General features: G+C 37.5%; 23 protein-coding genes, 1 other RNA gene and 1 pseudogene. 13 read left to right on the top strand and 12 right to left on the bottom strand.

Features of this window, described 5'->3' with window-relative positions:
• Positions 1–58: 58 nt before the first annotated feature.
• Entirely contained in the window at positions 59–1,858 is a 1,800-nt protein-coding gene (locus A6A20_RS05130; protein WP_279572450.1) for a PTS ascorbate-specific subunit IIBC, read from the bottom strand.
• Between the two features lie 439 nt (positions 1,859–2,297).
• On the opposite strand from A6A20_RS05130, the gene ulaG reads away from it, so the two are divergent.
• Complete coding sequence (gene ulaG, locus A6A20_RS05125; protein ID WP_279572449.1) at positions 2,298–3,389, top strand: L-ascorbate 6-phosphate lactonase; 1,092 nt, start codon at positions 2,298–2,300, stop codon at positions 3,387–3,389.
• A gap of 109 nt (positions 3,390–3,498) precedes the next feature.
• On the top strand, positions 3,499–4,245 hold the full coding sequence (ulaR, locus tag A6A20_RS05120; RefSeq protein WP_279572448.1) for an HTH-type transcriptional regulator UlaR: 747 nt from the start codon (positions 3,499–3,501) through the stop codon (positions 4,243–4,245).
• Between the two features lie 120 nt (positions 4,246–4,365).
• Here ulaR and A6A20_RS05115 read toward each other — a convergent pair whose 3' ends face one another.
• Genes A6A20_RS05115 through A6A20_RS05100 form a run of 4 tightly spaced genes read right to left on the bottom strand, consistent with a single transcriptional unit; the run spans position 4,366 to position 8,610 of the window.
• A complete protein-coding gene (locus tag A6A20_RS05115) occupies positions 4,366–5,535 on the bottom strand; it encodes an FAD-dependent monooxygenase (RefSeq protein WP_279572447.1) in 1,170 nt (389 codons plus the stop codon).
• Positions 5,536–5,538: 3 nt separating this feature from the next.
• The gene (gene ubiH / locus A6A20_RS05110) at positions 5,539–6,711 is read right to left on the bottom strand and encodes a 2-octaprenyl-6-methoxyphenyl hydroxylase (RefSeq protein ID WP_279573746.1); all 1,173 of its coding nucleotides are present in this window, start codon (positions 6,709–6,711) and stop codon (positions 5,539–5,541) included.
• Positions 6,712–6,728: 17 nt separating this feature from the next.
• Positions 6,729–8,039 carry a Xaa-Pro aminopeptidase gene (gene pepP / locus A6A20_RS05105; protein ID WP_279572446.1) on the bottom strand — a complete coding sequence of 437 codons (1,311 nt, stop codon included), beginning with the start codon at positions 8,037–8,039 and terminating at the stop codon, positions 6,729–6,731.
• A 16-nt stretch (positions 8,040–8,055) separates the two neighbouring features.
• Complete coding sequence (locus tag A6A20_RS05100) at positions 8,056–8,610, bottom strand: YecA/YgfB family protein (RefSeq protein ID WP_279572445.1); 555 nt, start codon at positions 8,608–8,610, stop codon at positions 8,056–8,058.
• Positions 8,611–8,737: 127 nt separating this feature from the next.
• Here A6A20_RS05100 and A6A20_RS05095 point away from each other — a divergent pair, with 127 nt between their 5' ends.
• The 6 genes from A6A20_RS05095 (at position 8,738) to ruvX (ending at position 11,797) form a co-directional block, all read left to right on the top strand.
• On the top strand, positions 8,738–9,052 hold the full coding sequence (locus tag A6A20_RS05095; protein WP_279572444.1) for a cell division protein ZapA: 315 nt from the start codon (positions 8,738–8,740) through the stop codon (positions 9,050–9,052).
• A 72-nt stretch (positions 9,053–9,124) separates the two neighbouring features.
• Positions 9,125–9,308, top strand: a non-coding RNA gene (gene ssrS / locus A6A20_RS05090) — 6S RNA.
• Between the two features lie 24 nt (positions 9,309–9,332).
• On the top strand, positions 9,333–9,893 hold the full coding sequence (locus A6A20_RS05085) for a 5-formyltetrahydrofolate cyclo-ligase (RefSeq protein WP_279572443.1): 561 nt from the start codon (positions 9,333–9,335) through the stop codon (positions 9,891–9,893).
• 163 nt (positions 9,894–10,056) lie between these two features.
• A complete protein-coding gene (gene rsmE, locus A6A20_RS05080; protein WP_279572442.1) occupies positions 10,057–10,791 on the top strand; it encodes a 16S rRNA (uracil(1498)-N(3))-methyltransferase in 735 nt (244 codons plus the stop codon).
• A gap of 29 nt (positions 10,792–10,820) precedes the next feature.
• Positions 10,821–11,378 (top strand): YqgE/AlgH family protein, encoded by a 558-nt coding sequence (locus A6A20_RS05075; RefSeq protein ID WP_279572441.1) that lies wholly within the window; start codon positions 10,821–10,823, stop codon positions 11,376–11,378.
• Positions 11,378–11,797, top strand: coding sequence for a Holliday junction resolvase RuvX (ruvX, locus tag A6A20_RS05070; protein ID WP_279572440.1), 420 nt, complete (start codon positions 11,378–11,380; stop codon positions 11,795–11,797). The genes A6A20_RS05075 and ruvX overlap by 1 nt, the downstream gene beginning before the upstream one ends.
• Before the next feature lie 52 nt (positions 11,798–11,849).
• Here the strand turns inward: ruvX and A6A20_RS05065 are convergent, their stop codons facing one another.
• A complete protein-coding gene (locus tag A6A20_RS05065; RefSeq protein WP_279572439.1) occupies positions 11,850–12,602 on the bottom strand; it encodes a glycosyltransferase family 2 protein in 753 nt (250 codons plus the stop codon).
• 22 nt (positions 12,603–12,624) lie between these two features.
• Entirely contained in the window at positions 12,625–14,208 is a 1,584-nt protein-coding gene (locus A6A20_RS05060; RefSeq protein WP_279572438.1) for a glycosyltransferase family 2 protein, read from the bottom strand.
• Between the two features lie 135 nt (positions 14,209–14,343).
• Here A6A20_RS05060 and waaA point away from each other — a divergent pair, with 135 nt between their 5' ends.
• The 4 genes from waaA (at position 14,344) to A6A20_RS05040 (ending at position 18,807) form a co-directional block, all read left to right on the top strand.
• Positions 14,344–15,618, top strand: a complete 1,275-nt coding sequence (waaA, locus tag A6A20_RS05055; protein WP_279572437.1) for a lipid IV(A) 3-deoxy-D-manno-octulosonic acid transferase — start codon at positions 14,344–14,346, stop codon at positions 15,616–15,618.
• A gap of 4 nt (positions 15,619–15,622) precedes the next feature.
• A complete protein-coding gene (coaD, locus tag A6A20_RS05050; RefSeq protein WP_279572436.1) occupies positions 15,623–16,087 on the top strand; it encodes a pantetheine-phosphate adenylyltransferase in 465 nt (154 codons plus the stop codon).
• A gap of 109 nt (positions 16,088–16,196) precedes the next feature.
• Complete coding sequence (gene uvrD / locus A6A20_RS05045) at positions 16,197–18,374, top strand: DNA helicase II (protein ID WP_279572435.1); 2,178 nt, start codon at positions 16,197–16,199, stop codon at positions 18,372–18,374.
• A gap of 94 nt (positions 18,375–18,468) precedes the next feature.
• On the top strand, positions 18,469–18,807 hold the full coding sequence (locus A6A20_RS05040) for a DUF496 family protein (protein WP_279572434.1): 339 nt from the start codon (positions 18,469–18,471) through the stop codon (positions 18,805–18,807).
• Between the two features lie 45 nt (positions 18,808–18,852).
• Here the strand turns inward: A6A20_RS05040 and A6A20_RS05035 are convergent, their stop codons facing one another.
• Both A6A20_RS05035 and A6A20_RS05030 read right to left on the bottom strand, forming a co-directional pair.
• Entirely contained in the window at positions 18,853–19,782 is a 930-nt protein-coding gene (locus tag A6A20_RS05035; protein ID WP_279572433.1) for a site-specific integrase, read from the bottom strand.
• A 169-nt stretch (positions 19,783–19,951) separates the two neighbouring features.
• Positions 19,952–20,443, bottom strand: a pseudogene (locus A6A20_RS05030) (restriction endonuclease subunit S); the annotation flags it as partial.
• 86 nt (positions 20,444–20,529) lie between these two features.
• Here A6A20_RS05030 and A6A20_RS05025 point away from each other — a divergent pair.
• Positions 20,530–21,522, top strand: coding sequence for a restriction endonuclease subunit S (locus tag A6A20_RS05025; RefSeq protein ID WP_279572432.1), 993 nt, complete (start codon positions 20,530–20,532; stop codon positions 21,520–21,522).
• A 73-nt stretch (positions 21,523–21,595) separates the two neighbouring features.
• Here the strand turns inward: A6A20_RS05025 and A6A20_RS05020 are convergent, their stop codons facing one another.
• Genes A6A20_RS05020 through rhuM form a run of 3 tightly spaced genes read right to left on the bottom strand, consistent with a single transcriptional unit; the run spans position 21,596 to position 24,855 of the window.
• Entirely contained in the window at positions 21,596–23,194 is a 1,599-nt protein-coding gene (locus A6A20_RS05020; protein ID WP_279572431.1) for a type I restriction-modification system subunit M, read from the bottom strand.
• Between the two features lie 46 nt (positions 23,195–23,240).
• The gene (locus A6A20_RS05015; RefSeq protein ID WP_279572430.1) at positions 23,241–23,858 is read right to left on the bottom strand and encodes a restriction endonuclease subunit S; all 618 of its coding nucleotides are present in this window, start codon (positions 23,856–23,858) and stop codon (positions 23,241–23,243) included.
• Positions 23,851–24,855: a RhuM family protein gene (gene rhuM / locus A6A20_RS05010; protein ID WP_279572429.1), complete on the bottom strand. Its 1,005-nt coding sequence runs from the start codon at positions 24,853–24,855 to the stop codon at positions 23,851–23,853. The genes A6A20_RS05015 and rhuM overlap by 8 nt, the downstream gene beginning before the upstream one ends.
• Positions 24,856–24,864 lie beyond the last annotated feature (9 nt).

Below are 24,864 nucleotides of genomic sequence, written 5' to 3'. Positions count from 1 at the left end.
TCTCCTTATTGTGAGATCGCTTTGTTTATTTTTTATCAAAGCGATCTTGATTAAATGGTTATTTCTCAGCGTTATGTTTATTAATTAACTCAATTAACTCCTCGCCAAAAGAATGAGGATTAAGCATATTTTTCACGCCAAGTACCGATTTTCCTTCACCTACTTGAATTTCGCCAGCCAAATGTTGTGAGGCAACAATAATATCAACATCGTTTAATTTACCTTTATAATCTGTTACCGCACAAGAGTCCATAATATTGGCAATGCCTTTTTTATCCAAATAACCTTTAATTTTCATTTTCATCATCATTGATGAGCCCTGACCTGAACCACAAACCGCTAAAATTCTCACTACTTTGTTGCCAGCTTGTACTTGGTTCACTTCTTCCCTTACTGGGGTGGCTACCTCGTCTAAACCATAACCGTCTAATTGCTCTAAGGTTAAACCTGCCGCCGCGGCTTTTGCTTCGTCCTGACGTAATTGACGAGCAGCAAAATACATATATACCAACGCAAGCAACAATATTACAAAGAAGAAACCGGGAATGCTCACAATGCCTTGTAAGACAGGTGGGAAGAATAATGCCCAATCAGCCATACCCATCCAACCATTAAAGGTTGTTCCTTGTGTGGCTAACAAGTGGATAACCCAAGCAGAACCTAGAATTTCAATAATGCCCATTACAAAACAGATTTTCATCACAGCTTTCCAACCACCAAATTGGTTAGCAAATACACCGATAGTGGCGTTGGAAAAGAACATTGGAATAAAACCGGGGATAATTAATACCGCATTATGCACTTCAAAGTAACTATTAAACAGCAATAATAGCCCAACAGCCACAAATTGCCCAATCGCCCCCCACATAAAACCAAATACCATCGCATTAGGTGAAAAAGCATAGATTGCCGCACAATCAATAGCCAGTACCGAATTTGGAATGACTTTTTCAGAAATTCCTTTAAAGGCTTCGGACAGCTCTGCCACAAACATACGCACCCCAGTAACAATAATTTGAATGGCTACCGCAAATTTTAACCCTGTTTCAAGGATATACATAAACCAGTTGGTTTTACCTGCCATAGCTTGCAAGTTATCTAAGCCAAAGGAAAGCAAAATTATACCGAAGAATAAGGTCATAATTAATGCGGTTGCGGAAATACTATCATGGAAGATATGTAGCCATTTCGGCAAATTCATTTTATCCACCGTATCGTTTTTATCGCCTAATTTCGGGGCGATTTTGGTGGCAATCCAAGAGGCAATTTGCTGTTGATGACCAATGGAAAAACCTGCCCCATTTGTAACCGCTTGCGTTGGTTTGTACATAATATTAGAGGATATGCCCCAATATAATGCCATTAAAATTGCAGTGTAAATAACGGTTTCCCACATTGAGGCACCAATAATCATATAGAATACAGCAACCAACCCTGCTTGCTGGAACATAATATGTCCTGTAAGCATAATGGTACGAACACCAGTAAAGCGACGCAAAACCACCAATAAAATATTGAGGAATAACGCTAATATAACCGCATAACCGACCCAAGCATAATTATCGCCCATAGTTTCAATGGTGGATTGCATACTGGTATAAGGATCAATCACTGCTCCTGCGAGATTATGAAATTTGGATAAATTTTCAATAATAGGCTTAAAACTGCTGACTAACGTCCCTGCCCCGATTTGTACCATCATAAAACCCACAATGGTTTTGATCGTCCCTTTGAGGATCGTGGTAGTATCTTTTTTCAATAAAATATAACCAATACAAGCCACCAACCCTAATAGGAAGGGGGCTTTAGATAACACTTGGTCATTAAAACCTAAGAATAAATTATAGAGTGTTTCCATAATGGACCTCTCTTGAGTTGTGTGGATAGGAACAACAAAATGATAACAAAAATAGTCTTGCCAGTGATTAAGTCATATTAATAACTTAATCCTCACAATACTATGGCTAGCATAATACTGCACTTTTAAGATTATAAAAGATTATTTTTGATTATTTGTGAATAAGATCACAAAATTTTTTAATCAATTAAAATCATCTATTGTCAGTTAAAAGCTCCAATAAATAATCATTAGCCCATTTATCACCTATTATTCTCTAAGTGCGGTCAGTTTTATTATTGTTTTTTAACGATAAAAATAATGAAAAAAACTACCGCACTTTTTATCTTACCCAACAAAAAGAGAGCTAGATCACAAAATTTGAAAAAAGCATTTTACAAATAATAATGATTAGTTATGATTAGTTGTGATTATTTTGATTATCTATGAGGAGCAAGTTATGAGCAAAATTCAAGAAATTACCCGTGAAAGCTGGATTCTTTCCACCTTTCCAGAATGGGGCACTTGGTTAAATGAAGAAATTGAGCAAGAAGTGGTGCCTGAAGGGCATTTTGCTATGTGGTGGCTAGGTTGTGTAGGCGTATGGATTAAAACCCCGGGTGGTGCCAATATTTGTATGGATTTATGGTGCAGTCGTGGTAAAAGTACCAAAAAAGTAAAAGATATGGTAAGAGGACACCAAATGGCAAATATGGCAGGGGTAAGAAAATTACAACCTAATCTGCGAGCTCAACCAATGGTACTTGATCCCTTTGCGATTAATGAAGTGGATTTTATTGTCGCCTCTCATTATCACAGCGATCATATTGATGTGAATGTTGCTGCGGCGATTGTGAATAACCCAAAACTGGATCACGTAAAATTTGTCGGACCTTGGCATTGTGCTGAATTATGGAAAAAATGGGGTGTGCCTGAAGATCGTTTGATTATTGTGAAACCTGGTGATGTGGTTAAATTAAAAGATATAGAAATTCACGCCTTAGATTCTTTTGATCGTACTTGTTTAGTCACTTTGCCAGTGGAAGGTGCGGAGGAGCAAGGGGGCGAATTAGCAGGACTTTGCCCATCTGATGAAGAAATGGGACGTAAAGCCGTTAATTATGTCTTTAAGACCCCCGGTGGTAATATTTATCATGGTGCGGATTCACACTATTCAATTCAGTTTGCTAAACATGGTAAAGAGTTTGATATTGATGTGGCATTAAATAACTATGGTGAAAATCCAGTGGGAATTGCGGATAAAATGACCTCTATTGATTTATTGCGTATGGCTGAGTGTTTACGCACCAAAGTGATTATCCCTGTACACCATGATATTTGGACTAACTTTATGGCAAGTACGGACGAAATTTTACAGCTTTGGCGTATGCGTAAAGATCGCCTACAATACCAATTCCACCCATTTATTTGGGAAGTAGGGGGGAAATATGTTTATCCGCGAGATAAAGATTTAATTGAATATCATCACCCACGTGGCTTTGATGATTGTTTTGAGTATGAACCCAATATTCAATTTAAATCCATGTTGTAATAAATAAAAAATTAAACGCTGATTGAAATAATCAAAAAAATCAAAAGCAATCAATCAGCGTTTATTGTATTATATAAGCTATGACCTGTTATTTTGCATAAGGATTAAAATGAACGCACATTATCGGCATAGCAATCTGTTAAACCTATTAAATAAACAAGGGACTTTATCTACTCAACAAATTATTGAGGCGCTTAATATTTCGCCAGCCACTGCTCGACGAGATATTAATTTATTGCATCAAGCCGGTAAGTTGAGAAAAGTCCGCAATGGTGCCGAAGCCTTATATTTTGATGTCAACCAACCTCGCCAGCGTACCTTTTCCAACAGCAATGAAAAACAACGTATCGCCAAAGCTGCCAGTGAATTATGCCAAGAGGGGGAAAGTATATTAATTACTTGTGGTTCAACAATGTTAATGCTAGGGGAACAACTCTGTGGCAGAAAGTTGCAAATTATCACTAATTATCTTCCTCTCGCCAATCATTTAATTGAACGCAATCACGATGATATTGTGATTTTAGGTGGGCAATATAACAGAAATAAAGCCATTACTTTATCCCTTAATACTCAAAATGAAACCACCTATATTGCCAATATTATGTTTACTAGCGGTCGGGGCTTTACCAAAGAAGGGCTATATAAAACCGATATGATAATCGCCAATTCAGAACAACAAATGTCCGCAAAATCAGGCAAATATGTAGTCTTACTTGATAGTTCAAAATTAGGGCAACAGGTAGGTATGCTTTTCACGAAATTAGAGGAAATTGATATTCTTATTACAGGTAAAGAAGCCGATCCGAATATTATTGCGGAATTGCAACAACAGGGCTTAGAGGTCATTTTGGCTTAGGTTAATTTATAATTGTTTCAATTTAAAATAAGACAAGACGCCTCGCCGAAGACTGTACAGATAGTACGGCGAGGTTATGTCAGCACCCTATTATTGCAAAGTATAATGATATATCTTTGATTACAGCATCAACGCCTTACGGATAAGTTGTTGTTTTAAGGGGGGGAGGTTTTCTACACTGTTTAATCCAATACCTCTGATCAGTTTTTTAATAGGATTGTCGCCGCTGAACAGATCTTTTAAGCCTTGCATGGCGATTAGCATTTTCATTGCTTCTGTTTTACGTTGTTGTTCGTAGTGGCGAAGGTGGCGGTATAAGCCTATATCCTGTTGTTTTTGTGCTAAAGCCAGTAAGGTTTGGGCAAGTGTTATGGCATCTTGGAAACCTAGATTGACACCTAAACCCGCTAAGGGGTGAATGGTATGGGCGGCATCTCCCACTAAGGCTATGCGAGGTTGGGCAAATTGGCGAGCATATCTTGCGGTAAGTGGGTGGCTTTGGCGTTCGCTTACTACTTCACATAATCCTAACTGGTGATCAAAGGCAACCGTTAAGGCTTTATTAAAGCTGGCTTGATCGCAATTTATGAGTTGTTTTGCTTGTTCTGGTGGTAATGACCAAACAATGGAACAAAGATCCTCTTGATGTAAGGGTAAAAAGGCTAAAATACTTTGTGGCGAAAAAATTTGCCTTGCACAATGTTGATGAGGTTCACTGGTTTTTACATTGCAAACCAATGCGTGATGCCCATAATCACGAAAAACCAGCGGAATGTGTGCTTGTTGGCGTAGCCAAGAATTTGCACCATCAGCTCCGACCACCAATTTGGTTGATAATATTTCGCCATTAGCTAGCGAGAGAATGGCATTGTCTTCGGTAATACCTAAATGTTGTGGAAGTGCGGTCAATATTTCACAATTTTTTTGTTGTTCAACCTGTTGCCATAATAGGCGTTGTAATAAGGCATTTTCTACAATATGTCCTAAATGGCTTACCCCTAATCCTTGTGTTGTGAAATTAAGTTGAGCAAAGCTATCTTTTTCCCATATATACATTTGTTGGTATGCCGTTGCTCGCTGTTGTAACAATAATTGCCAAACCCCAAATTGTTCAAGCATTTGTTGGCTAGTTAAATTTAATGCACTAACCCGATGTGATACCTCTTGTTGTGTTAAATCTGGTGGGCGATTTTCAACCACAGCGAGATTAAATGAGCTATGGCGTAAAGCGAGGGCTAATGCCAATCCCACCATACCGCCACCAATAATAACAAGATCAAAATGTTTCATAAATTAGACCCACCCTAGTGTTTGTTTCGCGAAATGTTGACGCAATAAGCAAGATTGTGCTAATGCCAATAAGCCGAAGTTACGCCCGATTTTCATTGGTAATAAGTCATTAGCAAAAAGTGAAACCAAGCCGTCAGTTAAATTGATGATATTAGCTTGATCCTGTTGGCGTTGTTGCTGGTAATGTTGTAATTGTGTGTAATCGCCAAAATCTGTCCCTTGTTTTACTTGTTGTTGAATATATTCGCTTAATGCCAATATATCTCTTATCGCCAAGTTAAAGCCTTGTCCCGCAATAGGGTGTAAAGTTTGGGCGGCATTGCCGACTAATACCACTCTTGGTTGAATATATTGTTCGGCTTTAATCAGTTTTAACGGATAGGCAAAACGTTGTCCGCATTGTTCTAATTTGCCTAATCGCCAACCAAAGGCTTGTTGTAATTTGGCTAAAAAGGTTTGTTCAGAGAGAGATAACAAGTCATCAATTTGTGTTACACACCAAACCAAGGTCATACGTTTTTCGCCTAAAGGCAATAATGCAATAGGTCCTTGTGAGGTAAAGCGTTCAAAAGCCCGATATTGGTGATCCTGTTGTGTTTGAATATTGGTGATGATTGCCGTTTGTTGATAATCTCGTAAGGTTTGTTGTGGAATATGGCTTAATTGTGCCACTTTAGAAGGTACGCCGTCTGCCCCTACTAACAATTTTGCGGTTAAAATGCGTTGGGATTTTAAGGTAACTTGAATATGCTGGGGTAAAGGGATTATCTCAACCATTTCATCAGGGCAGAAATAATCAATATGGGGTTGTAATGCGATTTGCTCGAGTAATAATTTACCTACTTGGTGTAACTCTACCACTGCCCCGAGTTGATCCAAATGAAATTCTTCTGCGTGAAATTGTACTATGCCTGCTTTGCCTTTATCTGACACATGAATTTGTTTAATCGGGGTGGCAAATGATTGGATTGCTTGCCATAAATGTTGCCTTATCTGGTTTGATTGGCTTAATGGGATTTGAGCAAAACGTTGGCAAGAGCCTTGGGCTAGGGCAATACAGCGTGCATCAAACCCTTGTTGTTGATGAAAATTTTGAGGTTGGCGTTCAATCACCGCAATTTTTAACGGATATTGCGGATTATTGGCTAAGGCTAATGCTAAGGTTGCCCCTGTCATTGCCCCGCCATGGATAATTACATCATACACCGCGGTTGCTCCCCTTGCATTAATGCCTCAATGTCGGCAATTTCTTTGGGTACTGCACTGGTTAATACCTTATTGCCATATTCGGTAATCACAATATTATCTTCAATACGAACCCCAATACCACGATATTGTGCAGGAACTTCAGCTTGAGGCGAAATATATAGCCCGGGTTCAACGGTTATGACCATACCCACTTCTAAAGGACGATCCCGATTATTGCCATAATCGCCAACATCATGAACATCAAGCCCTAACCAATGCCCTAAGCCGTGCATATAAAATTGACGGTGAGCCTGATTGGCAATTAATTCATCAATATCGCCTTGTAAAATGCCTAATTCTATCAAGCCTGTTACTTTAATCCGAATGACTTCATCATTTGCCATTTTGATAGAATTTCCTGCTACCAATAATTCAATAGCACGTTTTTGTGCTTTTAGTACCAAGTTATAAATGGCTTTTTGTGGTTCAGTAAAACGCCCATTGACAGGAAAGGTGCGTGTAATATCCCCGGCATACATAGCAAATTCACAACCTGCATCAATCAATACAAGTTCGCCTTGTTTGAGCAGACAATCATTTTCGGTATAGTGTAAAATACAGGCATTTTCGCCCCCTGCGACAATGGGATTATAGGAGGGAAAACGAGCTCCATGGCGACTAAACTCGTGTAATAACTCGCTTTCTATTTCATATTCAAAACGATTAGGACGTATTTCTCGCATTGCACGCAAATGGGCTAAGGCGGAAATTTGTCCTGCCTGTTGTATTAGGGCAATTTCTGCTTTTGATTTAATTAACCGCATTTCATCTAACCAAGTTTGCCAGCTAGCTTGTTGGCTTGGTAGGGGCAAGGTTGCCAATAATTGATCTGCCCAAGGGTGTAGCCCTTGATAATGATAAAGTGCGGTGGCTTTTGCCAAAATTTTTGGCAATTCTGTAGTGATTTCATCAATAGAAAAGGCACGATCTACCGATAATTTTTCACTTGCTCGAGCAACCCCTAATCGCCGTCCATGCCAAATTTCTGACAAGGGATCAGAGGGACGTAAAAATAAAATTTGCTGTCCTTGTCCTGCCGATTTTTGTAATACTAACAGGGCATTAGGTTCATTAAATCCCGTTAAGTACCAAAAATAGCTGTCTTGGCGAAAAGGATAACAACAATCATTATTACGCCGTTTTTCTATTTCAGAGAACACCAATAAAACGCTATTATCGGGCATTTTCTCCAATAAGGTCATACGGCGTTGAACAAACTCTTGTGCGGGTAACTGTGCTAAATAAGCCAAATCCATATTTTCCCCTTTTTGCTTAATGTAAGGTGTTTGTTTGAGCTTGACGAGGACGAAATTCGGCAAAAAACAAGTTTACCAACGTGCGTACATATTCTGTAACTTCCTCTAATGCCAAGCTCAATTCTTCAGGATCATCATCTTCTTCATAACATAAACGACAAATATCATGTAAATCTTCCAACGCCTCTTGAATATCTGGGTTTTGATATTGTTGCAAACGAGGTTGAGCTAAACCTAATCCCAATAAAAAATGGTTTGCCCATTCTGATAGACTGTCTGCTTGCACAAACACCGAGTCGTGTTCTGCTAGCCAAAGTCGGAAATTAAACCCATCAATATCCGCCAAGAGTGTATAGGTGGTTTGATAAAGTTCACTGACTTCTTGTAATAACTTTTGGGGATAAGCCTGTCCGTCATTAGTGAATTGATACAATAAGGGTTGCCAGCTTTGATCTGCCACGCCACCACAAATTAATCCTGTTAAAAAACCATGTAATTCAGCGGGCGAAAGGGGAATGGCGGCTTGCTTTAAGCTCGCGGTAAATTGTTGATAAGTATTTTTATTAAGCATATTCTTTTCCTCGCAGTGGTTGGCGGATATTTTAGCACTCTTGCCCTAATGCAACCAATAAATCTAGATTAAATAGCCAAAAAAATGGCATAATAGGGCAAAATCGTTGCTAGCGAGAACTCTATTTATGTCATCAAAAAGTATTGAAATTACTATTTTCGGTCAAACATTACGCTTAAACTGCCCTGAACAACAACACGAAGAATTGCGTGCCGCCTCGCAAGATCTAGAAAATAAAGTGGCGGAATTAAAAGAACGTACAGGTATCGTACAATTAGAACGTCTGCTTGCCATTGTGGGATTAAATTTAAGTTTTGAACTGGCACAGGAAAAACAAAAAAATCTTGCCATTGAAAACGTATTACATACCCGTATTCAACAGCTTGATCATTCTTTAGATCATATCTTAACCCAGCAACAAAATAGCAAATTGCACAATTAATGTGATCTTAATAAGGATTTACTGAATTAACACTAGATCCTAGCGATAAATTGGGTTAGTATTGACAACAAAGATTACCTGGGGTGTTCGCCTGTGGATTATGTCCCTGAGCCGATACTTTAAACATAATGAATTGGTTCTCTATTATTGGTGTGCAGGCTTAGCTAGACTAAGAAGCCTAAAAATAATAATAACTAATTCTCCTTGAACCATAGGGTTCAAGGACTGCTGTCCACGACGGCACTCTGGGGCCTTTATCAATAGAGGATAAAAAATCTTAATGTTACAAACTCGCCAACAACTTCGTCATCAAATCAGAAAAATTCGTCAAAAACTGACCGCACTTCAACAAGCTCAAGCTGAACAACATATTACTCAACAAGCCTTAGAATTGATTGAACAACGGCAAGCAAAGCATATTGCCCTTTATCTTAGCCACGATGGTGAAATATCAACCCAACAATTAATTCAAACCTTATGGCAACAGCAAAAATTCGTGTATTTACCCGTTCTTCACCCTTTTTGTCGTGGGCATTTATTGTTTTTACGTTATTTACCTGATACCGAGATGATCCCTAATCAATTTGGTATTCTTGAGCCTAAACTCAACTGTCAAACCTTATTACCACTTGAACAACTGGACATTATTTTTACCCCCTTAGTCGCTTTTGATCAACAAGGCAACCGCTTGGGTATGGGGGGCGGTTTTTATGATCGCACCTTGGCAAATTGGCAACAAAAAAATTTTATCCCTGTGGGGCTGGCTCATGCTTGTCAACAAGTGGCACAAATTCCCATGCAAGATTGGGATATTCCTTTGTACAATATTTTAATTGGCTAAACGTCCCACTTTAAAATGATACAGCGTTGGTATACCTTGCCGTACTACTTGTACTGTCTTCATTGACATGACAATATGAAGATTTGGCAAAATTTTGCATTATTATTTTCACTAACAATGTTAAGATAAGGGCTAATTTTTTGCATAACGATAATGAAACAAAATGAGAATACCACGAATTTATCAGCCTGTTCCTTTGGTTGAGCAAACCACCTATGTGCTGAACGAAGAGGCCGCCAATCATGTTGGGCGAGTTTTGCGTATGCAAACGGGGGAAAAACTTGAATTATTTGATGGTAGTAACCATATTTATCCTGCGGTTATTCAAGCAATAAATAAAAAACAGGTGGTGGTTACGCTTTCGCAACGGCAATATGTTGATCGTGAATCCCATTTACCTATTCATCTTGGGCAAGTGATTTCTCGTGGCGAACGTATGGAATTTACCATTCAAAAATCCGTTGAATTAGGGGTAAAAGTGATTACGCCATTGCTTTCTGAACGTTGCGGGGTAAAACTGCAAGCGGAAAGAATGGAAAAGAAAATTCAACAATGGCAAAAAATCGCCATTAGTGCTTGTGAACAATGTGGGCGTAATGTGATCCCTGAAATTCGTCCTTTAATGAGCCTGCAAGATTGGTGTCAAGAACAAGATAACAGCTTAAAATTAAATTTACACCCAAGAGCAAGCTATTCCATTAAAACGTTGCCAAGCATACCCGCACAAGGGGTACGCCTATTAATTGGCCCTGAGGGCGGGCTATCAGAACAGGAAATTGCCTACACCGAGCAACAACAATTTGCACAAATTTTATTAGGCAAACGGGTATTACGCACCGAAACCACCGCATTAGTTGCCATTACCGCTTTACAAGTTTATTTTGGCGATTTAGGCTAAGTGATTAGCCCTAACAAGTAGGAAAGCAAATGAAATTAGACGATCATTTTTTAATCGCTATGCCACAATTAAATGATGAATATTTTTATCGCGCTGTCATTTATATGTGTGAGCATAATAAGCAAGGGAGTATGGGCTTAGTGCTAACCCAACCTACCGATTTGAGTATTGCGGAATTAGTGGCAAAAATGAATTTTATGATGGCAAATGACCGTCAATTCTCGCAAGATATGGTGTTAGCAGGTGGGCCTGTTAATATTGAGCATGGTTTTATTTTACATACAAAAACTGAGCAGGCTTTTCAGCATAGTTATAAAATTACTGATCGCTTACAGCTCACTACCTCAGGCGATATTATTGATACCTTTGGCACAGCACGCCAACCTGAAAAATACTTAGTGGCTTTGGGTTGTGCCAGTTGGTCGCCAAATCAGCTAGAAAATGAAATCGCTGATGACGCTTGGCTGGTTGTTCCTGCTAATGAACATATTTTATTTGATGTACCTTATGATCGCCGTTGGTTAGCCGCAATGCAAATATTAGGCATTCAACAAGAAAGCCTTTCCTACCAAGCAGGACACGCCTAATGGGAAAAACCGTTATCGCTTTTGATTTTGGCACAAAAAGTATTGGTTGTGCCGTAGGGCAAAGTATTACAGGCACAGCCCAAGCATTACCTGCCTTTAAAGCCCAAGATGGGATTCCAAATTGGCAACAAATTGAACAATGCCTACAACAATGGCAACCTGATTTTGTGGTAGTTGGCTTACCTTTAAATATGGACGGCACAGAGCAAGACCTTACCTTACGAGCCAAAAAATTTGCAAATCGGTTGCATGGACGTTTTGGCATACAGGTTAAACTTCAAGATGAACGACTTACCACCACCCAAGCTCGCAGCGAAATATTTGAGCGAGGCGGTTTTAAATCGCTCAAAAAAGGCAAAGTTGATGGTATTTCTGCTTGTCTTATCTTAGAAAGCTGGTTCGCTGAAAATCCGCTATAACCAAGGGGTAAAATAATTATAAAACCGCACAAAAGTGCGGTTTAAATTGAAATTATTTTATGGTTTTTCCTAAAAATTTAAAGAGCTTCACTTTGGCTTTCTTAATCCATTGATCGAGGATTAAATTTAAACGGTTGTTGGTTTTATTTTGGCTAAAATGCACTCGCCGTTTATCGCCAAGATGTTCTATAACGGGTTGTTTGAAAAAAACACTAATAAAATTTCGTTGGCGATAAAAGTCAGAAAGAACATCTTCTAAAGGTTGTCCATTTAATTTTGCGTAATGACCGAATAAATCCATATCGGCTTTACGGCGCAATGTGGGATTAAAGGTAAAAACCTCTTTACGCACTTGATAAAAATGTTCGCCTTGTGGTGAGATATAGTCTTCAGCAAGGAAAAAATCTTCAGGGTAATCCTGTTTGCTTCGCATTCCTACTAATAAAACCTTGGGATCTTGTTCTAATACAGCTAAAGAACGCTTAATAAAGCCCGATTGTGAAAATAACCAGTCATCTTCACAATGAAAAATATAGGGCGTTGTTACTTCGGCATAAGCACGATCAATAGAACGCATCTGTCCCAAACGTTGTGGATTTATGATTAATTGAATAGGATATTGAGTGTATTGGCGAAGCAATTCACGTAATGCTTTCTCACCCCCACCACTATCTTCAATAATGATAATTTTGGCTAAGGGATAATGATTATAATGAAAAAAACTTTGCAATGTTTGTGCTAATAGATCAAAACGCCCAGCACTGGTAATCACTAATGTTACTTTAGATTGAGTAGTTTCGTTCATAATGGGTTATTTTTTACTGTTTTTATTGTTCATCAATGGGTTTTAATTGGGCAAGTCCGTTGTGGCAAGCAATGACTTTTTGTTCAATCGCTATATCAAGTAATTTGTCATTTTCTGGCAAGCTATCTCGTTCCGCTTCGTGATGCCAAAGATGATAAGCAATGCCAGCAAATTTAAGGTTAGCTCGTTTACCACCGTTATTATAAAAACGTGCTACAAACTCACTATCTTCACGCCCCCAACCAACAAAATCGTTGTTAAAGCCATTAATTGCTACGGCATCTTGCTTAAAGAAAGCCATATTACAACCGCGTATGCCTTGGTATTCATTACGCAATTCTTTGGCTAAAATGACCGCACTTAACCAAGGCAAATGTAAGGCTGAAAGGCGTTTTTCTAGTCGTTTCTCTAGTTGTTTTTCATACCATTTTAATGGTCTATATTGGCGAGGATTTGCCAATAATTGTTCGGTCTTTTGTTCTGTTAAGATGACTCGTCCCCCTTGAACAAAAAGCCCTTTGCGTGCTGCTTTCTTATGATCTGCGATAAAGTCAGGGTGAAGAAGCATATCCCCATCAATAATGATGACATAATCACTTTCCACCATAGCTAACGCACGATTGCGTGATTGTGCCAAACGAAAACCGTCATCAGGTTGCCAAGCGTGTTTGAGTTTAAAAGGTAGGGCTTGAGTTTGAAAATCTTTGATAACTTGTTGTGTTTGTTCCTTTGAACCGTCATCAGCGATAATCACTTCTTGCGGTAAATCTTTTTGGGCTAACACCGAGTATAACACCGCTTCTAAGGCATCGGGGCGATTATAAGTGGTAATAATCAATGATGATGTTAAGGTTTGGTTTGCTTCCGCTAATTTCACATATTTATAATAAGCACCACAGGCGTTGGCAAAGGAAATCACAAAGCCGTCAGCACCAGATAAAATACCTTTTTTAATGAAATAATTTTTAATAAAGGCTGAAATGCCATGCCCAATTGCGGTCAGTAGAGAAGAACGTTTTTGGAATTTTTGTTGCTCTGCAAACAAGCTCGTATATTGTTGCATTTTGTTAATTAATCCTTCTGCATTGGCAAAGGAATAATGCACAAAGGGGTGGTTCAACTTGATAATTTGATGATCTTGCGTTAATTGTAGCGATTCATGCACTTTTTTATGGTTAAATTGTACCGCACTTTTATGATATAAGCGTTTTACATAATCAGGATACCAACCACAGGTTTTAATGGGTTTACCACGATAATGATTAATGCGAGGAATAGCATATACCCGATTAGGATTGCTAAGATCTAATTGGCGAATTTCTTGTATAAGCTCAGGGGTAAAAATTTCATCGCTGTCAATGTTGAGAATCCAACTATGTTTAGCGAAAGAGGCGGCTAAATTTTTCATTTCGCCAAAGCCGATAAAAGTATGATGCTGAATAACAACATTGGGATATTGCTGTGCAATGGTTAAGGTTTTATCGCTTGAACCATTGTCTAAAACAATAATTTCATCAAAATCTTGTAACGCATTTAAACATTGTTTCAGGTAAGTTTGTGAGTTTTTTGTCAGAATAGTAACCGTAATCGGCAATTTTTCTGCCATAATTTATCCTTTAAGTCTGTTGCATGAAAGATTATACTATTGCGAAATTTTAGCATATAAAATCGCTCTCACCTATGTTTACTAAGAGCAAAGTTTACTAAAAACAAATTTAAACAAGAAAAATAACAAAAACTTATGTTACGTTTTTTATATACTCTATTAATGTACTGTATTCAGCCAATCATTATATTTTTTATGCTGATTCGCAGTTTAAAATCGCCGAAATATCGTCAACGCCTTGGCGAACGCTATGGTTGTTATCATCACATTCAACCTCCAAAACCAGAGGGCATTATTATCCATGCGGCTTCTGTGGGGGAAGTTATTGCAGCCACACCATTGGTAAAACGCATACAACAACAATATCCTGATCTTGCCATTACCTTTACTACCGTTACTCCAACAGGTTCGGATCGGGTGATGTCTGCTTTTGGGCAGCAGGTTAAACATATTTATTTGCCTTACGATCTTCCGTTCGTGATTAAACGTTTTATTGATTTTGTGCAACCTAAACTTTGCATTGTGATTGAAACGGAAATTTGGCCGAATTTAATTCGTCAATTACGGCAACGCCATATTCCTTTTATGATTGCTAATGCCCGTTTGTCGCCGCGTTCAGCTAAACGTTATGGTTGGGTAAAAACACGTTTTCAAAATATTTTAAAGGATATTGAGTTAATTGCTGCCCAAGATCGCATCAGTGGCGAACGTTATTTACAACTTGGTTATCCCGATCAGCGATTAAAATTAACGGGCAATATCAAGTATGATTTAACAATTTCTCCTCATTTACAGGATAAAATTAATGGTTTAAAAACCTTATGGGGCGATAGGCTGGTTTGGGTGGCAGGAAGTACCCATGACGGAGAAGATGAAATCATTTTGCAAGCTCATCAACAATTATTAACGCAATATCCTGATTTACTCTTAATCCTTGTGCCACGCCACCCTGAGCGTTTTAATGTGGTTGCGGAATTGGTTGAAAAAATGGGATTTAATTATTGTCGCCGTAGCAAAAATATCTTACCAAATGCCAAAATACAAGTGGTGTTAGGCGATACCATGGGCGAACTAATGTTGTTATATGGACTAGCGGATGTGGCATTTGTTGGTGGCAGTTTAGTGAAACATGGTGGACATAATCCGCTAGAACCTCTTGCTTTTAAATGCCCGATTATTAGTGGGCAATATACCTTTAATTTTCCAGAAATCTTTGAGCAATTATCAAAGGAGCAAGGCGTGCTGAAGGTAAAATCTGATGTGCAATCTTTCAAAAGTGCGGTGGATATTTTGCTAAATTCGGCGGAAAAACGCCGCCAATATGGCGAAGCTGGTTTTAAGGTTTTAATGGAAAACCGAGGGGCATTAGACCGTTTATTACAACTTTTACAACCTTATTTAGAGCGATAACAGCATGACAAGCGTAATTTATCCGGGAACATTTGATCCTATTACCAATGGACATTTAGATATTATTGAGCGTAGTGCGGCATTGTTTCCTCAAGTATTTGTTGCGGTGGCAGCAAGCCCGAGTAAACGCCCTATGTTTGAATTAGCACAACGTGTTGAATTGGTTAAACAATCGGTAGCACATTTGCCTAATGTTAGTGTAGAAGGTTTTTCAGGCTTATTAGCCGAGCTAATTAAGCAACGCCAGATTAAAGCCATTATTCGAGGTGTAAGAGGGGTAGCGGATTTTGAATATGAATTGCAACTTTCTCACTTAAATCGCTTATTAACTCAAGGCGTAGAAAGCCTTTTTTTCCCCCCCTCAGATAGGTGGTCGTATGTTTCCTCAACAATGATCCGAGAAATAAAATTGCATGGTGGCGATATTAGTCAATTAGTGCCAGCCCCTGTTCTAAAAGCCTTAAGATAAAAATTTTGCCAAAATAGACCGCACTTTTTGCCTTATTTTGCAGAAAAAGATTTCTTAATGCCAAAATATTGCTATAATTTCTCTGTATAAAAAAACAGTGGTAGCGAGTATGGATTTTGCAGAATTACTTGATGGTTTAAATGATAAACAACGTGAGGCAGTGGCAGCGCCGCTAGGCAATTATTTGGTCTTAGCGGGAGCAGGCAGTGGCAAAACGAGGGTATTAACCCATCGTATTGCTTGGTTAATTGGGGTTGAAAATATTCCTGAAAGCCAAATTATGGCGGTAACCTTTACCAATAAAGCGGCAAATGAAATGCGGCATCGTATTAAAGCAACGCTAGCTAATCAGCCCTTGTTGGGTATGTGGGTAGGGACTTTCCATAGCATTGCAAATCGTTTATTACGGGCACATCATCTTGATGCAGGTTTACCGCAAGATTTCCAGATTATGGATAGCGAAGATCAATTACGCTTGATCAAACGCTTAATTAAACTTCATCAACTTGATGAAAATGCTTTCCCGCCTAAACAAGTGGTGTGGTATATCAATAGCCGAAAAGACGAGGGATTACGTCCTTGTCATATTGATTTACAAGAAAATCCAAAAGAACGTGAATGGGTAAGGCTTTACCAAATTTACCAAGACGCTTGTGATCGAGCAGGATTACTTGATTTCGCCGAACTATTATTGCGTAGCTATGAATTATGGCAGAAAAAACCGCTTATTCTTGAACGTTATCAGCAACGTTTCCAACATATTTTGATCGATGAGTTCCAAGATACCAACAAAATCCAATATGATTGGATTCGCCTATTAGTAGGGAAAACAGGGCGAATTATGATTGTTGGCGATGATGATCAATCTATTTATGGTTGGCGAGGGGCAAAAATTGAGAATATTCAACGCTTTTCACGAGATTACCCTCAAGTAACCACCATTCGTTTAGAGCAAAATTATCGTTCTACCAATAATATTCTTAATAGTGCTAACCAATTAATTGCCAATAATCAAAACCGTTTAGGTAAAAATCTTTGGACACAGGGGGGCGATGGCGAGCCTGTGGGGATTTATGCGGCTTTCAATGAACTTGATGAAGCCTTATTTGTCGCTTCACAGATTAAAATATGGCTAGAGGACGGTGGAAAATTAGAGGATTGTGCGATTTTATACCGTAGTAATAGTCAATCTCGGGTATTAGAAGAAGCCTTATTGCGAGCTAATATCCCTTATCGGATCTATGGGGGTATGCGATTTTTTGAACGACAAGAAATTAAGGACGCACTTGCCTATTTACGTTTAATGGCAAACCGTCAAGATGATGCGGCGTTTGAACGCATTATTAATACCCCAACTCGAGGGATTGGCGAACGCACCTTAGATATTTTGCGTAACCTAACACGAGATCGACAAATTACCCTTTGGCAAGCCACCCAAGTGGCAATTCAAGAAAATAAATTACCTGCACGCACAGCAACAGCATTATTACGCTTTGTAGAATTAATTAATTCATTACAGCAAGATAGCGAAGCAATGCCATTATTTGCCCAAACAGATTTTGTGATCAAAAATTCTGGTTTATATGCGATGTATCAACAAGAAAAAGGCGAAAAAGGCGAAGTGCGGATCGAAAACTTACAGGAATTGGTATCGGCAGCAAGAAGTTTTATTAAACCTGATGATGCTGAAGAAATGTCCGATCTTACTGCCTTTTTAACACACGCTTCTTTAGAGGCGGGCGAAATGCAAGCTAATCCTTATCAGGCTTGTGTAGAAATGATGACGTTACACTCAGCCAAGGGATTAGAATTCCCACGAGTATTTATGGTTGGTGTAGAAGAGGGCATTTTCCCAAGTAAAATGTCCTTAATGGAAAATGGACGCTTGGAAGAAGAACGCCGTTTAGCCTATGTAGGGATTACCAGAGCGAAACAAAATCTAACCATTAGCTATGCGGAAAGTCGTCGCCAATATGGGCAAGAGGAACGCCATATTCCCTCTCGTTTTATTAGCGAATTACCGCAAAACTGTATCCAAGAAATTCGCTTGCGTGGCACAGTAACACGTGCATTTCATTCTGCAAATGAGCCCCAAGCCACCAGTGTGACGAGCTTAACTCAGGATAATCCTTGGAAAATGGGGCAAAAAATAAAACATGAAAAATTTGGTATTGGCACTATTGTCAATGTAGAGGGAGCAGAGAATAACACACGTTTACAAATTGCTTTTCAAAATCAAGGGGTAAAATGGCTCATTGCTTCTTTAGCCAAATTAGAAAAAATCTAATACAATAACAAAATTGCTTTATAGGAAAATTTTGACGAAAGCAACAAAACCAGTTACATTAACCCAAGTATTAACTTAATTTGAGATAACAACTATGGAAAATCTAAACAAACAATCTTTTCAAGATGTCTTAGAGTATGTGCGTATGTACCGTTTAAAAAACAAACTAAAAAGAGATATTGCTGATAATGATCGCAAAATCCGTGATAATCAAAAACGTGTATTATTACTAGATAATCTTAATCAATATATTACTGATGATATGAGTATTGATGATGTTAGAGCCATTATCTCTAATATGCACGATGATTACGAAACCCGCGTTGATGATTATATGATTCGTAATGCAGAACTTTCTAAACAACGCCGTGAAATTTCCAATAAAATGAAAGAACGCCATAAATTGCATGAGCAGTTGGCAAAAAATAAGTAATCACTAAAATATGAACCTGACAAGCAATATTGTCAGGTTTTTTCATTAGCTTAATCCTGCTAATGAGCGCATCACTAAATCCACATCACGATTTTCTAATTCTTGAATGATGTGTAAATAGGTCTTTTGTGTCGTCGTCATACTTGAATGCCCTAAACGTCTTGCTACGCTGGCAATAGATACTCCTGCAAATAATAACAGAGAAGCGTGAGTATGCCTTAAACCATGTAAGGAAATAGTGGGTAAATTGGCTCGTTTGCAATGGCGAAATAATACATCATTTACTGTTGAATTATAAATTTTTTGTTTACCTACAAAAATAGGGGAATTTTCTGGTAATGCTTTGATAAGTTGAGAAAATTGAATAATGGTTTGCCAGTCTAATTGAATTTTACGTACCGAAGAACGATTTTTGGTGGGTAAAAATCCACCATCGCCTTTGTAATCCCAAGTTTTACTAATAGACAAGGTTTGCCGAGAAAAATCAAAATCATTGGGTGTTAACGCTAAGGCTTCGGAAAATCTTATACCTGTTTTTGCTACCAACATAATAAACCAATCCCAGTTAAGTTGTTGATCTAATTGTAAATGACTAAGTAGGGTATGGAGTTCAAACTGATTAAGGTATTTAGGTTTTTTGGCTTTTGGTGTTTTGCCCTTAATAATGGCTTTACGTGTTGGATCTCGAGTAATAAGTCCCTCATCTACAGCATCTAAAATTGCTCCTTTTAGCTGATGATGAAAATCCATTGTGGTTTGGCGTTCGTGCTGTAAAGCATAATCATTTAGTAATTGTTGATAGGTTGTGCGAGTTAAATCACATAATCGAATTTTAGGCGCAAGTTTAATTAACCAATTATGAGTCATCAAATATTTTGCCATTGTAACAGGACGAATAGCCCCCTCCTTATAAACTTTTACCCAACGTTTATAATAAATATGAAATAATTCTTGTGTATGAATATTCGTTTGCATAAAACATTCTCCAGATAAATTAAAAAATACTTAAAGATAATAAATCCTATAAGCACCCTTAGGCATAGTTACGCCCAATGCTAGATTAGAATAATTTACCTAAACTGACTATTATTTAATCCTTTGTTTCTTTATTTTTTAACAATCTATGATTGATAGCTAGAATCTATTATAAATTAGGGATTTTGGGGCAATTTTGGCGGAATTTTTCCTTACGCTGATGAAGGGTAATAAGCTGATCGAGTTGGCTGAAAAAGTGGCCTATTTGGGTTTGTTCTCTTGCTATTGGAATATATACATGGAATTCAGAAAATTTTGAAATCCAATGCCGTTCATGATTTTGAGGAACATATTTTATATTCTTTAATATGTGATAAATAAAATAAATGTTTTCTTTTGGCGATGTTACTTCCAGTAGTTTAATAGCTGTACTCTTAATTTTGAAAGGAAAGTCAACATAATGAGAATTGGTTGTAAAATCATCAAAAATGATAACAGGTTTTTTCGGGCTAGCTTCTTTTATACCACTAATTTCATTTGTATATCCTAAAACAAAACTATTTCCAGCGGTTAAAACAGGTATTCTAAAATTATTAGAATAGTCTGTTGATTTAACAACATAGCTATTAGGTTGCTCATATTTTAATAAATCCCCTAACTTCCGCTGTTCCCAAGCGTTAGCTTTTTATTAATTTGTATTATTTATATTTCGTAAAAAATACTGACGCTTGGGAACAGTGTAAGTTTTTGAATATATTAAAAACCTATCCATTTCGTCAATATTTGGCATATCCCATTGAAAAAGGTAATTACATCATCATTCAACAAGGAGACAATCCAATTTTAGGATATGCTAATGGAAAGCCATTTGATAACTTTAATAATGTAATATTATTTGGAGATCATACAGTTTCTTTATATAAGCCATTAGAAAAATTTTTTATAGCCACCGATGGTATTAAAATTTTAGGAGCATCTAATTTTGATCGTGATTATCTGTTTTCATTATTAGAATTTTATAAGCCAGAGCCTCAAGGATATAAAAGACATTTTTCAATCCTTAAAAATATAGAAATATGGTATACAGACAATAAAATCGAACAACAAAAAATCGGCCACTTTTTCAACCAACTCGATCAGCTTATTACCCTTCATCAGCGTAAGTTAGAAAACGTCAAAAAACTGAAAAAAAGTTTACTCCAAAAGATGTTTCCTAAAAATGGTAGCCAATTTCCTGAAATTCGCTTCCCAGAATTCACTGACGCTTGGGAACAGCGGAAGTTGGGGGAAATATCAAACATTAAAACAGGTTCTAGTGATTTACAAGATGCTGATGAAAATGGAAATTATCCATTTTTTGTTAGATCTGAAAAAGTTGAAAGAAGTAACCAATATATTTTTGATGGTGAAGCTATTTTAATTCCTGGAGAAGGGAGATTAGGAGATATATATCATTATATAGATGGGAAATTTGATTATCACCAAAGAGTATATAAAATAAGCAACTTTAAAGATTCAAATGTAAATGGTAAGTTTGTTTTGTATGAAATGAATACTAATTTCAAAAAACACGCATTAAAACACACAGTAAAAGCGACTGTTGATTCATTGCGACTACCAACTTTATTAGATTACATAATTTCATTACCACAACTAGCTGAACAACAAAAAATCGGCCACTTTTTCAGCCAGCTTGATCAGCTTATTACCCTTCATCAGCGTAAGGAAAAATTCCGCTAAATACTTATAAAAAAGCCAAACTTATGATAGCTTTTAGCTATTAAAGTTTGGCTTGAGAAATTAACAAGGTATTTTATTCTATTTCCACCCCCAATAATTTCAATTGTGCTTTAATTTCTTGCTCTAATTGGGCAATTTCTTGATTGTCTTGCGCTAATTGTCGCATAACATCATTAAGATCGATCTCCTCTTCTTCCTCAAAGGTATCCACATAACGAGGGATATTGAGATTGAAATCGTTCGTTTTTATTTCATCAAAATCGGCTAAATAAGCATATTTATCCACATTCTGGCGAGCTTGGTAGGTTTGAATAATCTTATTAATATGTTGTTCTGAAAGGAAATTTTGATTTTTTCCCTTTTCAAATTCATTAGAGGCATCAATAAATAAAATATTTTTATTGGTCTTATTTTTTTTCAATACTAAGATACAAGTTGGGATAGCCGCTCCAAAAAATAAATTTGCAGGCAAACCAATGACAGTATCAATATAATTTTTTTCAATTAAAACTTGACGAATATGCCCCTCTGCCGCCCCTCGGAATAAGACGCCATGTGGTAATACTACCGCCATTGTGCCTTCATTATTTAAATGGTATAAGCCATGCAAGACAAAGGCAAAATCCGCTTTGGATTTAGGGGCAAGTTTACCATAGGCATTAAATCTTGGATCTTTCAGTTTACTTTCATTATTATCCCAGTTAGCGGAATAAGGCGGGTTTGCCACTACCGCATTAAAGGTTCTTGGGCGGTCAATACCCTGTGCATCAACGCCATCAGGCCAATCGGACTCTAGCGTATTAGCATTTGACAAAGTCATATTAGAAAAACTGACGCCGTGCATCATTAAATTCATACGCGCCAAGTTGTAGGTAGTGGTGTTTAACTCTTGTCCGTAAAATTTAATGCGTCCTTGCTTTTTGCCATCAGGTAATTGTTCCGATACGGTCAATAATAATGAGCCTGAGCCGCAAGTTGGGTCATAAACGCTAAATACTTGATTATCTTTAGCAATATTAATAGTAACAATTTTAGCAAGAATTTGACTGACCGCATGTGGAGTATAAAACTCTCCGCCTTTTTTCCCTGCGTTGGCGGCGAATTTACCAATTAATTCTTCATAAATTTCGCCTAAAATATCCCGCCCTTTTTCATCTTTATACTGAATATCATTGACTAATAGCACCACTTTATTTAAGGCTTTGGTGCGTTCATTAATGGAATTGCCTAAGCGTGAATCTCCTAGGTTTAAATCATTAAATACCCCTCTAAAATCCTTGGCTGCCTCAATATTAATTTCTGTATTTTGGTTAAAACTATCAAAAATGGCTTGATAGTCGCTTGGGGCAATTTTATTTTGCTGGATTTTTTCTACCAACTGATCCCACATATGTTCAGGATTAATGGCATAACCTAATGCCGAAGCCATATCCTGCAAATAATCTTCTAAACCATCTTGCTCAACCGCTTGTTGATAAGCCTGCGTTAGGCTTTGTCCCTCTTTAACTTCAAGAATATTGTTCTGGATTAAATATTGGGCTTGGTGTTCGGACAGATAGCGATAGAAAATAAAGCCGAGAATATAGTTTTTATATTCTTCCGCTCCCATATTGCCACGCAGTTCATTTGCCATAGCCCAGATTTGATTAGCGATTGTGGTTACTTTACTCATTTTATGCTCCGAAATAATAAAATTTTTGACTAAAATTGTACGTGTATTAAACAAACATTTGCTGTAATAAGGATTTTTTCTGCTTTTTCAGGTTATCTAACTTACGCTGATGAAGGGTAATTAGCTGATCGAGTTGGTTGAAAAAGTGGTTAATTTTGGCTTGTTCTATTTCTGTGGGTAAGAATATTATTTGGTTCTTGACTAAATCAGAATTTAAATTTACTTGGCTACCGGGTTGTCCATATTTATTCCATTTAGGGCGAAACATTTCTAACCATTGAAACATAAATTCAATATCAAATTTAGGGTTTAAGAAGATTAGAAAACCATCATGTACACCTGTTTTAATATAATTAATAACGGGCTTCCCTACCGTAGCTGCAATACTTAACAATAAATGTGGTTTGGGTAAAACTCTAGTTTTTTCTTGGGCTAATTTTGATATTTTTTGCTCAAGATAATAAATTCTTCCATCTTGTTCTGTAACGTCAGAGATGCGTAGCCAGCCTATATCACTGTTGTTGTCAAACCATTTTGGATCTTGGATAGGTCTAGGGCTAGCACCTCGTACAATATCAGCTACTTCCCCCAACCTCCGCTGTTCCCAAGCGTCATTAAAACCAGGAAATCTTAATTTAGGCACTTTTTGATTATTATTAGTCATTTGATAATTCCTTTGTTTGGTGAATTAATTGATCAAAATCGGATTTAATCGGTTGAATTTTATTAAATTGCTGATATTCATCAAGGGCTTTTTGCTTTGCCATTTTTTGGCTTATTTTGCCTTTATCGGATAAGATTTGGTAGCGGTTAAATTGTAAAAAGGCGTCAATACTTTCCGCAAAATCTTGCATTGAAAGCAAATTTTCTTCCTCTAATAATCGTTCCACATAGTCAAAATAGGCGGAAATACTGCGTTCCAGTCGGCGTATTTGTTCGGCGGATAAATAATTTTTCGCCACAGTAACATCTGAGGATAAAATCCGTCCGTCAGGGGCATTTTTCCAACTGGTTAAACCCATATTGGGTTGATCTTTGTCCGCTTTTTGATACACAATTTCAGCAGCGGTTTTGCCTGTAATGGCATAATGAAATTTATTTTGTACGCTGGCATAAAATTGGCGTGTAATTTCTGCATTTTTATCGTAATCATAGGAAATTTCGGCAAAAATATCGGTAATTTGTTGCCAAACTCGCCGTTCGCTGGCTCGGATACTGCGAACGATTTCCACCAATTCACGAAAATAATCCTTTCCAAAAACCCTTTCGCCTTGTTTCATTCGCTCAACATCAATTTTAAAGCCTTTTTTAATGTATTCTTTTAAAATATCGGTCGCCCAAATACGGAATTTGGTGGCTTTTTGCGAATTCACTCGATAGCCCACAGAAATAATGGCATCAAGATTATAAAATGTTGTTGTTCGTTTGACTTGACGCCCAGCTTCATTTTGAACTATTTCCATTTTGGAAATAGTTCGATGTTCGTCCAATTCTCCTGATTCAAAAATATTTTTTAGGTGCTTGTTAATTGCAGGGACACCTACATCAAAAAGCTGAGCAATAGCTTTTTGCGTTGCCCAAATGGTTTCTTCTTTGGCAAGTACTTCAATGGGGCTGTCATCGCCATAGAGTAAAAATTGGATTTCATTATGCTTTGCCATTGATGTCTC

It is taken from the genome of Volucribacter amazonae, assembly GCF_029783845.1.
Classification (GTDB): Bacteria; Pseudomonadota; Gammaproteobacteria; order Enterobacterales; family Pasteurellaceae; genus Volucribacter; species Volucribacter amazonae.
The sequence above is the reverse complement of the archived record's forward strand: the minus strand, read 5'-3'. Positions and strand labels throughout refer to the sequence as shown.